11 protein-coding genes are annotated in these 13117 nt (G+C 36.8%); all 11 read left to right on the top strand.

The window, feature by feature from the left end; genetic code table 11:
• Positions 1–101: 101 nt before the first annotated feature.
• The 11 genes from V7097_RS24325 (at position 102) to V7097_RS24275 (ending at position 13065) form a co-directional block, all read left to right on the top strand.
• On the top strand, positions 102–1115 hold the full coding sequence (locus V7097_RS24325) for an ABC transporter ATP-binding protein (RefSeq protein WP_335706220.1): 1014 nt from the start codon (positions 102–104) through the stop codon (positions 1113–1115).
• 2 nt (positions 1116–1117) lie between these two features.
• Positions 1118–2110, top strand: a complete 993-nt coding sequence (locus V7097_RS24320) for an ABC transporter ATP-binding protein (RefSeq protein WP_335706219.1) — start codon at positions 1118–1120, stop codon at positions 2108–2110.
• A 49-nt stretch (positions 2111–2159) separates the two neighbouring features.
• Positions 2160–3875: an oligopeptide ABC transporter substrate-binding protein gene (gene opp4A / locus V7097_RS24315; protein WP_335706218.1), complete on the top strand. Its 1716-nt coding sequence runs from the start codon at positions 2160–2162 to the stop codon at positions 3873–3875.
• A gap of 90 nt (positions 3876–3965) precedes the next feature.
• Positions 3966–4931, top strand: a complete 966-nt coding sequence (gene opp4B, locus V7097_RS24310) for an oligopeptide ABC transporter permease (RefSeq protein WP_335706217.1) — start codon at positions 3966–3968, stop codon at positions 4929–4931.
• 12 nt (positions 4932–4943) lie between these two features.
• Entirely contained in the window at positions 4944–5852 is a 909-nt protein-coding gene (opp4C, locus tag V7097_RS24305; RefSeq protein ID WP_335706216.1) for an oligopeptide ABC transporter permease, read from the top strand.
• Positions 5853–6343: 491 nt separating this feature from the next.
• On the top strand, positions 6344–7327 hold the full coding sequence (locus V7097_RS24300; protein ID WP_335706215.1) for an ABC transporter ATP-binding protein: 984 nt from the start codon (positions 6344–6346) through the stop codon (positions 7325–7327).
• Positions 7324–8346 carry an ABC transporter ATP-binding protein gene (locus V7097_RS24295; RefSeq protein WP_335706214.1) on the top strand — a complete coding sequence of 341 codons (1023 nt, stop codon included), beginning with the start codon at positions 7324–7326 and terminating at the stop codon, positions 8344–8346. The genes V7097_RS24300 and V7097_RS24295 overlap by 4 nt, the downstream gene beginning before the upstream one ends.
• A gap of 118 nt (positions 8347–8464) precedes the next feature.
• Complete coding sequence (locus V7097_RS24290; RefSeq protein WP_335706213.1) at positions 8465–10138, top strand: peptide-binding protein; 1674 nt, start codon at positions 8465–8467, stop codon at positions 10136–10138.
• A 145-nt stretch (positions 10139–10283) separates the two neighbouring features.
• Positions 10284–11234 (top strand): ABC transporter permease, encoded by a 951-nt coding sequence (locus tag V7097_RS24285; RefSeq protein ID WP_335706212.1) that lies wholly within the window; start codon positions 10284–10286, stop codon positions 11232–11234.
• Positions 11235–11249: 15 nt separating this feature from the next.
• Complete coding sequence (gene opp4C, locus V7097_RS24280) at positions 11250–12158, top strand: oligopeptide ABC transporter permease (protein WP_335706211.1); 909 nt, start codon at positions 11250–11252, stop codon at positions 12156–12158.
• Positions 12159–12315: 157 nt separating this feature from the next.
• A complete protein-coding gene (locus tag V7097_RS24275; RefSeq protein WP_335706210.1) occupies positions 12316–13065 on the top strand; it encodes a YjbA family protein in 750 nt (249 codons plus the stop codon).
• Positions 13066–13117 lie beyond the last annotated feature (52 nt).

Below are 13117 nucleotides of genomic sequence, written 5' to 3'. Positions count from 1 at the left end.
ACTTTAAATTAATAAAATTGTCTTGCAATTATAATATTATAGTAATAAAATTTAATTTACATATTAATTGTGGCTAATCTAGAAGAACTTGGGGTGTTTTTATGCAACAGCCAAATAATGGAGCACCTTTGCTAGAGGTAAAGGGACTGAAAACAGGCTTCAATATAGACGGACAGATGTATCATGCAGTGGATGATGTTTCTTTTAAAGTTAATCCGCGTCAAATTGTCGGAATTGTTGGTGAATCCGGCTGTGGAAAAAGCGTAATGTCAATGTCTGTTATGAAACTACTACCGGTAGGAATCGGAGAAATTACCGACGGAGAAGTTATTTTCCAAGGAAATAATATTGAAAATCTATCAGAAACTGAAATGAATAAAATTCGTGGAAAAGATGTTTCAATGATATTCCAAGAACCAATGACTGCTCTTAATCCAGTTTTCACAATTGGGTTTCAATTAGATGAGGTTCTATTAAACCATCAAAAAATCTCAAAGCAACGTGCGAGAGAGATTAGTATTGAACTTTTAACACAAGTGGGGATTTCCCGTCCTGATAGTATTGTAGATGAATATCCTCACCAGCTTTCTGGTGGGATGAGACAGCGTGTAATGATAGCAATGGCTATCGCGTGTCAGCCAAAACTATTAATAGCTGACGAACCAACAACAGCACTTGATGTAACAGTTCAAGCGCAAATACTAGATCTACTTAAAACCATTCAAGAAAAGAATGATATGTCAGTCATTTTAATTACACATGACCTTGGTGTTGTTGCCGAGATGTGTGATGAAGTAATCGTAATGTACGCGGGTAAAATAGTTGAAAAAACGGATGTTGATACACTTTTCTACAATCCGAAGCATCCATATACAAAACTCTTGATGGAATCTATTCCGAAGCTTCATGAGGAAGTTGAAACATTGGGATCGATTGAAGGGATTGTACCATCCTTAAAAAATATGCCTAAAAGTGGTTGCCGATTTGCAGACCGTTGCCCGGCAGCAATGCCAGAATGCAAGACTCTTACACCGGTATTAGCAGAAGTAGAGGATGGACATGATGTTTCCTGTCTATTGTATAAGAGTAGTCGACCTGTAGAAGAGGTGAAATAAAAATGGCTAATTCAACACTAGTGAAAAAGGACAATCTTATATTGGAAGTTAAAAATCTTAAAACCTACTATCCTATTAAGGGTGGGTTTATGAGAAAGACAATAGGTCATGTAAAAGCGGTTGATGGTGTTTCATTTGACATTAAAGAAGGTGAAACATTAGGACTTGTTGGTGAGTCAGGTTGTGGGAAGTCAACAACTGGTAGAACCATTCTTCGCTTACTTGAAGCAACAGATGGTCAAATTCTTTTGGATGGCAAAGATATCACGAGTCTAAAAGGAAAACACCTGAGAGAAATCAGAAAAGATTTCCAAATGGTTTTCCAGGATCCATATGCTTCATTAAATCCAATGCAAATGGTTGGTGATATCGTAGCTGAACCTATCATCAACTACACAGGAAAATCTTTAAAAGAACTAAAAGGTGAAGTGCTGGACTTGTTGAATAAGGTTGGACTTCCTGAGGATGCTTTTTATAAATACGCTCATGAGTTCTCCGGAGGACAACGACAAAGAATCGGAATTGCACGTGCATTAGCACTTAAACCAAAACTGATTATCGCAGATGAACCAGTTTCAGCGCTTGATGTTTCCGTTCAATCCCAAGTATTAAACCTATTAAAAGAATTACAAGATGAGTTCGGATTAACATTTCTTTTCATCGCTCATGACCTAAGTGTTGTAAAACACATGAGTGACAGGATTGGCGTTATGTATCTTGGTGGTATTGTTGAGATTTCAGATAAAGATGATTTATATGCTGAACCACTTCATCCGTATACACAGGCATTGATTTCTGCTATTCCTGAGCCGGATCCAAGAAAGAAAAAGGAAAGAATTGTTTTACAAGGAGATGTACCTAGCCCAGCGAATCCACCGACTGGTTGCCCATTCCATCCAAGATGCCCGATGGCAATGGAGGAATGTTCGAAAGTTAAACCAGAATTAAAGGAGGTGAAGCCAGGACATAAGGTGGCCTGTCATCTACATAAATAATTGACAGCAAGATTTAAAAATACTTCAAACTTTAAGGGGGAAAATGTATATGAAAAAGTCAGCATTATGGTCCATCGTGCTTTTGCTAGCAATGTCATTATTCCTAGCAGCTTGTGGTGGTAACGAAAAAACAGCTGAAAAAGAAAATGAAAACACTGGTTCAGAAACAGCTGAACCAAAAGAAGGCGGTAAAATTACACTAGCTGTTACTCAAGCTCCAGAAGGTGTTTTTGAAACTGCATATTATAGAAGTGCAATTGATGCTCAAGTCTTAGGTTTCACTGTAGATAGCATTTACACTGTAAATGACGATTTAGAATATGAACCAAATCTTGCTACATGGGAAATCAGTGATGACAAATTAACGTATACTTTCAAATTTGAAGAAGGCGTTAAATGGCATAATGGTGAAGAGCTAACAGCTGAAGACTATGCGTTTGCTCTTGAAACAATCGCAGACCCAGATTATGATGGTTCTCGTTTCAACTATGTTGAAGGAATCAAAGGTGCTACTGAGAAAAAAGAAGGTAAAGCAGACCATATTGAAGGTGTAGAAGTAATTGATAAATATACTGTTGCAGTTACTTTTAAAGAAGTAAAAATTAACAACTTAGAAAACCTTTGGTCAGATCCAATGCCTAAGAAACACTACGAAGGTGTTCCTGTTGCAGAACTTGGAGAATCTGAACAAGTTCGTACAAATCCAGTAGGTCTTGGACCGTTCAAAGTGAAAAAAGTTGTTCCTGGTGAATATATAGAATTAGAACGTTTTGATGATTATTGGCAAGGTAAGCCACTTCTTGATGGAGTTGTTATCAAAGTTATTGATCCTTCATTAGCAAACGGTGCACTCCAAAATGGCGAAGTTGACATTATGGAAATTGCTCCAGCAACTGTAAAAGAAATTGATAAGATGGACCATGTTCGTCTAGAAGAGGCTACTGGTACTGTTTACTCTTATATCGGTTTACGTTTTGGTCACCGTGATCAAGAAACACGTACTAACATTGCTGATTATGGTAAGTTTGAATCTAAAGAATTACGTCAAGCGTTAATGCATGCAATTGATCGTCAGGCAATGATTGACGGTTTCTTAGCTGGAAAAGGTGAAGTATTTAACACTGTTATTCCTTCTGCATTCTGGATGGCTGCTGATGATGCTGATCTTAACCAATATGAATTCAATCAAGACAAAGCAAAAGAATTATTAGCTTCTGCAGGTTATAAAGATGTAGATGGTGACGGGTTTGTGGAAGATCCAGAAGGTAAGCCATTCTCTATCAAATTTGGTCACTATGCTGGTAACGCAACATTTGAAGGTCGTTCACAAGCTATCATTCAAAGCTGGAATGACATAGGTGTGAAAACTGAATTAGCTACTGGTAGTCTAATTGAGTTTAACCTTTACAATGAAATGAAAGACAACGATGATAAAGAATTAGAAGCATTCTTCGGTTCTTGGGGAACTGGCTCTGACCCAGATCCATCTGGTCTATGGGCTAACGATGCTGAGTGGAACTATGGTCGTTGGGTAAATGAAGATAATCAAAGACTTCTTGATGAAGGCTTAAGTGAAAAATCATTTGATAAAGAATACCGTGGACAAGTATATGCTGAATGGCAAAAACTGTTCAACGAAGAACTACCAGCACTACCATTATGGGAAAACATGAACCTTTATGGAATTAATGAACGTCTTCAAGATGTACATGTAAATGCTGTTGGATTCCAAACAGATGTTCATAAATGGTATGTAACTGACTGATCATAGGTCAGTAGAGTTCAAAAAGTCACGTATGTGGCTTTTTGGACTTCATTTAAGATATGAATTTTTTTAGGATAAGGAGAACATAACATGCTCCAATACTCAATACGAAGAATACTAGGCATGATTCCATTATTACTCCTTGCCTCAATAGTGGTATTTTCCTTGGCGAAAATAATGCCAGGTGACCCATTTGGGGGAGAAATTGATCCATCCAATACTGATCCGAAATACATTGAAGAAATGCGAGAAAAATTGGGCTACAATGACCCAATATATGTACAGTATTGGAGATGGGTAACTGATTTTGTTCAAGGTGATTTTGGTAAATCAACAACACATAAAATGGATGTTTCAGCGCTTATTGCCCAAAAAATCCCAAATACATTATTTTTAGCAATTGTTTCATTATTTTTTACGTACATTTTTTCATTCTTAATGGGAATGCATGCAGGACGAAAACCGTATAAACTTGGAGATAATCTTATTGCGAGCTATAACTATATAGGATTAGCTGTTCCATCGTTTGTTGCGGGGATTGTGGCAATCTATTTCTTCGCGTTTCAGCTTAATTGGTTCCCGTTTAGTGGATCAATTGAAGTAGGACTTGATGAAGGAACCTTTGAATATTATGTAAGTAAATTCCATCATGTTTTATTACCGGCACTGGTTTTAGGATTAATGGGTACTGCATCATACACTCAATTTTTACGAAATGATATTATCGAAAATAGTCGAAAAGACTTTGTTAGAACAGCAAGAGCAAAAGGTACGAAAGAATCAACGATTTATAATAAGCACATTCTACGAAATTCTATTATCCCGTTAGTAACATTTTTAGGATTCGATATTGCAACCTTAATAGGTGGAGCGGTTATAACTGAAACTATTTTCACATACCCAGGAATCGGACAACTTTTCTTAGACTCCGTTAACACAAGGGATTATGCTGTAATGATGACGATCACAATGTTACTTTCATTTTTAACACTTTTCGGAAATCTTATCGCAGATTTACTATATGGAATCGTGGATCCGCGGATTCGATTGGATTAAGGAGGAGAATAAATGGAAGTAGTTACAAATACAAATGTAGATTCACCAAAAAAGGAAATAAAAAGCCTCTCTCCTTGGGCGATAGCGAGAAGGAAATTTATGAAAAACAAACTAGCGATGATAAGTTTAGTTTTTCTTATTTTAATCGTTTTGACTGCTATTATTGGCCCTATGTTAAATAAACAGGATATTGTTCGAGTTGATTTCATGAACATGAGTAAAGAGCCATCTGCGGAAAATTGGCTCGGAACGGATATAAATGGACGTGACATGTTTGCGAGAATGCTCCATGGTGGAAGAACATCATTATTAATCGGTTTTTCGTGTATGATATTTATAACTCTAATTGGAACTATTGTTGGTTCCGTTGCAGCTTATAATGGTGGAAAAATCGATCAAATGTTAATGCGTTTTACAGATTTCGTTTTAGTATTCCCTTTCATGATCTTTGTAATTGTATTAAATAGTATTCTTACTGGCAAGGTATCTGGGGCATGGACGCTAATTATCGTAATGAGCTTACTTAGTTGGGGTGGAGTTGCCCGTATCGTTCGGAGTAAAGTCTTAGCAGAAAAAGAAAATGAGTATATTTTGGCTGCGAAATCGATTGGGACAAGACCATCAAAAATCATTATTAAGCATCTATTACCAAATGTGTCTTCCACAATCATTGTACAAGCGACACTAATATTGGCTGTTATGATTGTTGCTGAATCTGGTCTAAGTTTTCTAGGCTTCGGGGTACCATCGAATACACCAAGTTGGGGAAATATGTTAGCAGAAGCCAGAGATGCAGATGTTCTTCGTAATAAGACTTGGATGTGGGTACCACCTGCAACTGCTATTACATTAACAATTTTATCCATTAATTTCATAGGTGAAGGGTTAAAGGATGCACTAAATCCTAAGTCTAACCGTTAACAGATCTATCACAATGCGTGATGGATCTTTTTTTTTGTCGAATATTTTATCGATTCAACGCTTTTTTGCAATAAAGTGTTATATTGAGAAAATAAAACAACCTGTTTTTAACAACGTTTTATTACAAATATTTCTTTTGTAAACCCTGTAGAATCAATTAACAAAAGAAAAAGTAATGAAAATATAAAAAATTATCTTGCAATTTCGACATAGTTTTAATAGAATTTTAAATAGATTAAGAGAAAAGAGAGTTTTCAATTTTTAGAGTAAATTAATTCAATTTTAAAAATTGACTTGAATTTGTAATCTTTCTGTAATAAAATTTAGTTGATTATTTTGTCAGATAATTTCGTACGTTTTTTACTTTAAAGCTTTACTCTGGTAAAATAAGAGACTACTAGAAATTTTTGGTTGATATTTCTCTAAATATATTATATTTTGAATAATGAGTGAACTTGTTTTAGTTCCGGTAAGGAAGGTGAACCTAATTTATGGCTACATTACTAGAAGTGAAAAATCTAAAAACATATTTCTACAAAAAGAAAACAGTAATACCTGCCGTAGATGGCGTTGATTTGAAAATAAATAAAGGTGAAACCTTAGCAATAGTAGGTGAGTCTGGATCAGGGAAAAGTATTACCTCACTTTCTATTATGAAGCTTGTACCAAGTCCTCCTGGAAAAATCGTTGAAGGTGAAATCATTCTTGATGGTAGAAACCTTGTTGATTTATCTGAAGCAGAAATGTGTAAGGTTCGTGGAAATGATGTATCAATGATTTTCCAGGAACCAATGACATCTCTTAACCCGGTTCTTACTGTTGGTGAACAAATTATTGAAGTGCTGATGTATCACCAAAAAATGTCCAAAGTAGAAGCAACGAAAAAAGCAATTGAAATGTTGGAATTGGTTGGCTTCTCAAGGGCAGCTGAATTAATCAATGATTATCCACATCGTCTCTCAGGAGGTATGCGCCAAAGGGTCATGATAGCGATTGCAATGAGCTGTAATCCAAAGCTTCTAATTGCGGATGAGCCTACAACTGCACTCGACGTTACAATCCAAGCACAAATACTTGACTTAATGAAGGATCTAAGCCGAAAATTTGATACTTCGATTCTTTTAATCACACACGATTTGGGAGTCGTATCAGAGGTAGCGGATAAAATCGTAGTTATGTACGGTGGCCAAGTTGTTGAGCAATCACCAGTAGACGATTTATTTGATGAACCATTACACCCATACACGGTTGGACTGATGAACTCGATACCTGCAATTGAAGGTGAAATTGGACGCCTTCAATCAATCGAAGGAAACGTACCATCACCAGAGAATATGCCGAAAGGTTGCAGATTTGCTCCGCGCTGTTCCAAAGCTTTTGACCGCTGTTTTTCAGAAGCACCTCAATTAAAACAAATGGGTAAAGAACGAGCAGTTCGCTGTTTCCTATATGAAGATGAGGGGGCTAAAGCATGATTTCAACAAATGTAGAAAAGAAACACGGGGCATCAAAGGAAAACAGTGATATCATCCTTGAGCTTCAAGATGTAAAAAAATATTTTCCAATCAAAGCTGGTCTCCTACAGCGAAATGTAGGTAGTGTTAAAGCGGTTGACGGCATTAGTTTACAAATTAAAAAAGGGGAAACAATTGGACTAGTTGGAGAGTCTGGTTGTGGAAAATCAACAACTGGAAGAACCATTATTCGATTGTACGAACCGACTGATGGAAAAATCATTTTTAAAGGTAAAGACATCACACATATGTCTGAAAGTGAGCTAAGAAAGAGTGTTCGAAGAGACATTCAAATGGTATTCCAGGATCCTTTCGCAACCCTTAATCCTAGAAAGACATTACGCTCTATTATCAAAGAACCATTAATTACTCATAAATTATTCACCGCTAAGGAACGAGAAGAAAAAGTAAAAGAATTAATGGAGACTGTTGGATTGAACTCATCCTTTATCAACAGATATCCACATGAATTCTCAGGCGGACAGCGTCAAAGAATCGGGATTGCTAGAGCACTCGCATTAAATCCCGAATTAATTATCGCTGATGAACCTGTATCAGCACTTGATGTATCGATTCAAGCACAGGTTATTAACTTAATGGAAGATCTGCAAGAAGAATTTGGACTAACGTATATCTTTATCTCACATGACCTGAGTGTTGTAAGGCATATAAGTGATAGAGTGGGAGTTATGTATTTAGGTAGAATGATGGAATTAGCAAATAAAGAAGATTTATATGCTGAACCACTTCATCCATACACGCAAGCATTATTATCTGCAGTACCTGTTCCTAAAAAATCAGGAACTATTAAAAGAGAACGAATTGTACTTAAAGGAGAGCTTCCGAGCCCTTCAAATCCACCAAGTGGATGTGTGTTCCACACAAGATGTCCAGCAGCAACTGATATTTGCCGCCAGCTGGTACCGCAATTTAAAGAAGTCAAACAAGGGCATTTTGTTGCATGTCACCTTTACGAGTAATAAAGGTGGCTGCACAGAAAATAAATAGATTCTTTGAAGGGAGGAGATGCCACCTTAGAGGGATCATTCTAAGTAGTAAAATCTAAAAATTCTAACAAAATGATAGGGGGAAACAAACGTGAAGTTAAGAAAAAGCTTATGGCTATTTTTAGTCCTAACACTTGCAATGTCACTTTTCTTAGCAGCTTGTTCTGGTGGAGGCGAAAAAGCTTCTGAAACACCAAAAGAGGAAGAGCCTGCAAAGGAAGAACCAGCTAAAGAAGAACCAAAAAACAATGAACCAGTTGATGGTGGAGATTTAATTGTTGGATCTGCTGGTAGCCCAACATTATTCAACCCATATTTCTCAACTGATACTGCTTCAAGTGATATTGAAGGATTCCTTTACAATGGATTAGTAACAGTTAACTTAGATCTTGAAGTTACAAATGACCTAGCTGAAGAAATCACTCCTTCAGAAGATGGTTTAGAGTACACTGTAAAACTTAAACAAGGTGTTAAATTCCATGATGGAGAAGAAATGACAGCAGATGACGTTGTATTCTCTTATGGAATGATGAAAAACCCAGATGTAGTATCTGAGCGTAAATCTAACTTTGAAAGCATGGAAAAAGTTGAAAAGATCGACGACTACACTGTTAAATTTACTTTAAACAAAGTAGACGTTACTTTCTACCCAACAACTTTAAGCTATTCTGTATTACCTGAACATATCCTAAAAGATGTTCCTGCTGGTGAATTACACGAGCATGAGTTCAACACTAAGAGCCCAATCGGAACTGGTCCATTCAAGTTCGTTGAGTGGAAAGATGGAGAATTTGTAAAAGTTGAAGCATTCGAAGATTATTTCGATGGTCGTCCACACTTAGATTCAATCACTACTCGTTATGTAGCTGATGCAAACGCACTTATTGCTGCATTACAAGCTGGTGAAATCGATATGTACAATGCATTTCCAGGAACTGAAATTGATACTGTAAAAACAATCGAAGGTACAAAAGTTGAGGATGGTTTAGCATTATCTTACACTTACCTTGCATTTAATCAACAGGATGATAGATTCAAAGACAAGAAAGTTCGTCAAGCATTCACACACGCTGTTAACAAACAAGCAATCGTAGACAGCATTATGAATGGTGCTGGTCAACCAGCTAACGCTCCTGACAGCCCATTAATGTGGACTTACAATGACGATGTTCCACAATTTGAATATGATTTAGAAAAAGCTAAAGCATTACTTAAAGAAGCTGGTTGGGAAGATACGAACGGAAACGGTATCGTAGATAAAGATGGTAAGGAATTGTCATTCTCTATCAAAACAAACCAAGGTAACAAAGTCCGTGAAGATATCGCTGTAGTACTACAACAGCAATTTAAAGAAATTGGTGTTGAGGCAAAACCAGAAATCGTTGAGTGGTCTGCATTCATTGAAGCAGTTTCTGCTCCAAACTGGGATTACGAAGCTATGATTCTAGGTTGGGCATTATCAACATTCCCTGACCAATATGATATTTTCCATTCATCACAATCTGCTGAAGGATTAAATATGACTTGGTATAATAATCCAGAAGCTGATAAGTTAATGGAAGAAGCAAGACAAACAACTGATATTGAGAAGTACAAAGAAATTCACAAAAATCTTTACCAAATTCTTGTTGAAGACCAAGCATACACATACTTGTATTATCCTCAAGAATTCCGTGCTATGCCGGAAGAAATGCAAGGTTATGAGTTCCATTCTCGTAACCCATTCTATAATGCTCATAAATGGTGGTTACAACCTGCAAACTAATAAAAGCGAACAAACATGATAGTTACAGAGGGAAGGGTAAAGTTTCCCTTCCTTCTTTCTTTTTTAAAGACTGAAAATTACTGGATATATGTATCTAGATCAATCATAGACTATAAATTTATTAAAATGTGAAGGAGAAATAGCTATGGTCTCTTATATCATCCGCCGAACGTTAATGGCTATTCCCCTATTATTAGGAATTACCATCGTCTCTTTTGCGATTATGCATATGGCTCCTGGTGACCCAACTGCACTTTTGATGGATCCTAATATTAGTGCAGCAGATAGAGAAGTAGTAATGGAAAAATACGGATTTAATGACCCTGTCCATGTACAGTATTTCAAGTGGCTTGGAAATATGCTTCAAGGTGACTTTGGGGATTCTGTTATTAATAAGGGAAGAGATGTATCCGAATTGATTTGGAATCGATTGCCAAACACTCTCTTGTTGATGGGAGTATCTACCATATTAGCAATTGCCATCGCTGTACCATTTGGTGTTATTTCAGCAGTACGTCCCTATTCTAAAGTCGACTATACAGTTACTGTGTCCTCATTTTTAGGACTTGCTATCCCAAATTTCTGGTTTGGATTAATTTTAATTATGATTTTCTCTGTTCACTTACAGTGGTTCCCTGCTTCAGGTACTCAAACTCTGAATGCCCCATTTAGCATTTGGGATCGTATCCACCATTTAATCTTACCAGCGTTCGTTTTAGCTACAGCCGATATGGCTAGCTTAACAAGATATACCCGTTCTAGTATGATTGAGGTTGTTAACCAAGACTATATGAGAACAGCTAGAGCAAAAGGCTTTAAAGAAGGAAAGGTTATTGCAAAGCATGGATTACGAAATGGTTTAATTCCAGTTATTACGATTTTTGGAATTATGATCCCGAGCTTTATCGGTGGTTCTGTTATTGTTGAATCCGTATTTGGTTGGCCAGGACTTGGTAAGTTATTCATTGATTCAGCTTTCCAACGTGACTATCCAATTGTAATGGCAATAACTGTAATTTCCTCCGTACTAGTAGTAGTAGGAAATCTTATAGCCGATATTCTATACGCTATCTTTGATCCGAGAATTGAATACTAGAAGGGGGGAAGCAAGATGGCACAGCCGAATTTAGCACAAGGAAACGAATTAGAACTACAAGGTTTACGTACAAAGGGAGACACATTAACAAAAATAATGATTCGCAAGTTTTTGAAAAATAAGCTCGCAGTCATCGGTGCCGTGTTATTAACACTCATTATTTTAGCAGCAATATTAGCGCCATTTTTAACTCCACATGATCCGGACAAACAGGATTTGATTAAGAGACTCGCTGATCCTAGTAAGGAACATCTATTAGGTACAGATACATTTGGCCGTGATATCTTAACAAGAATATTGTATGGAGCTAGAGTTTCATTATTAGTAGGATTTGCTTCAGTAGCGGGTGCAATTACGATTGGAACTGCACTTGGTGCAATAGCAGGATATTTTGGCGGTATTGTTGATGCAATAATTATGAGATTTGTTGATATCATGCTATCAATTCCGCAAATCTTTTTGTTAATCACACTTGTAACTCTTTTTAAACCAGGTGTAGATAAGTTAATTCTTATCTTTGCCCTTACAGGTTGGATGACGACCTCAAGATTAGTACGTGGTGAGTTCTTATCATTACGTAATCGTGAGTTTGTATTAGCTTCAAAAACAATTGGTACAAGAGCTTTCACTATTATTTTTAGGGAGATCCTTCCTAATGCAATGGGGCCGATTATTGTTGCAGCAACACTTTCCATTGGGGGAGTTATTTTAGCAGAATCTGCTCTTAGTTATCTTGGTTTAGGTATTATGCCACCAACTCCAAGTTGGGGGAATATGCTACAAGGTGCACAAAGTATCACCATTATGCTTAACCAGTGGTGGGTACCAACAGCTCCTGGTGTAATGATTTTGATTACAGTACTTTGCTTTAACTTCGTAGGTGATGGTCTGCGTGACGCCCTTGATCCAAAAATAAATGAGTAAAAAGCCAAGATGCCATCTTGGCTTTTTCTTTTGAAACGAAAAATAATGAGCATGAAAAGCATTTAAGTATTTTCTAGCAATACAAGAATATTTTGGAATAAAATTTTCTCCTTCTGCCTATACTGTTGACAAACAGCTTTGAAGTGAGGGGTAATAAATGTTGTTTCTTCATGATATTTGGGTAAATTGGTTTGAAGGTGAAGAAAATGGTTACAACGTTTGCCACTTCCATGAATGGCGCAAGGATGATAGTGTTGAACTGTTAGACCAGGTACCTTTGCTAAAAATTGAGTCTCCTTTGTTTAACTACATTGAGAATGATTTAATGGAACTGCCACAGCAACTTTTAATGGATGTTTACCAAAAAGCATATGTTCGTAAAAATCATGAACGGATTCAGCTAGATTATTGTTTTGTTGTCACAGACGGTCATGGAATTATGGCGATTGACACAATAGGCTACAACATTCCGATTCGGAAAAGTCGATTAATTCCACGGCAGGAACAACTCGTTTATGAAATGGTGAATGGACATGAAGCGATTCCTTATACCTTTGATAGTAAGGATAGTACGACGGATAAGGAATATCACATATTATCTCCATCACCTGTTGAAATGGCAGGCCTAACCCGTAAGGAAAGGCAGCTTAAGCAGCTTTTATTTATGGCTTTAGATCAGTTAGCTTCCATGAAAAATGTGGCAGAGATCAGGTATTGGTATACGGAGTGGAATCCTTCGAGATACCAAGAAATTCAGGAAATGCAGTTTGAGGAAGTATGGCAAAACCTCTATGAAGAAACCAGAAACGGTTGGACAAGCAAACATGTTCAGCTATGTGAAAACCTAATTAAAGGTCAACCATTTTTTGAAAAGCTTTGGGAAATTGAACATGAGTCAAAAGTGTAACATAATTAATGGTAATTTGAAAAAAAGGATTTGTTTTTCAACAAATCCTTTT

Origin of the sequence: Bacillus sp. JJ1562, assembly GCF_036962705.1 — a bacterium.
Lineage (GTDB): Bacteria > Bacillota > Bacilli > Bacillales > Bacillaceae_L > Ferdinandcohnia.
This window is presented reverse-complemented; position numbering and strand designations above follow the sequence as displayed.

Bases quoted from the DNA above. Each gene is read 5' to 3' on its own strand.
- V7097_RS24325 (WP_335706220.1), top strand. From the start codon at position 102: ATGCAACAGCCAAATAATGGAGCACCTTTGCTAGAGGTAAAGGGACTG.
- V7097_RS24320 (WP_335706219.1), top strand. From the start codon at position 1,118: ATGGCTAATTCAACACTAGTGAAAAAGGACAATCTTATATTGGAAGTT.
- opp4A (WP_335706218.1), top strand. From the start codon at position 2,160: ATGAAAAAGTCAGCATTATGGTCCATCGTGCTTTTGCTAGCAATGTCA.
- opp4B (WP_335706217.1), top strand. From the start codon at position 3,966: ATGCTCCAATACTCAATACGAAGAATACTAGGCATGATTCCATTATTA.
- opp4C (WP_335706216.1), top strand. From the start codon at position 4,944: ATGGAAGTAGTTACAAATACAAATGTAGATTCACCAAAAAAGGAAATA.
- V7097_RS24300 (WP_335706215.1), top strand. From the start codon at position 6,344: ATGGCTACATTACTAGAAGTGAAAAATCTAAAAACATATTTCTACAAA.
- V7097_RS24295 (WP_335706214.1), top strand. From the start codon at position 7,324: ATGATTTCAACAAATGTAGAAAAGAAACACGGGGCATCAAAGGAAAAC.
- V7097_RS24285 (WP_335706212.1), top strand. From the start codon at position 10,284: ATGGTCTCTTATATCATCCGCCGAACGTTAATGGCTATTCCCCTATTA.
- opp4C (WP_335706211.1), top strand. From the start codon at position 11,250: ATGGCACAGCCGAATTTAGCACAAGGAAACGAATTAGAACTACAAGGT.
- V7097_RS24275 (WP_335706210.1), top strand. From the start codon at position 12,316: ATGTTGTTTCTTCATGATATTTGGGTAAATTGGTTTGAAGGTGAAGAA.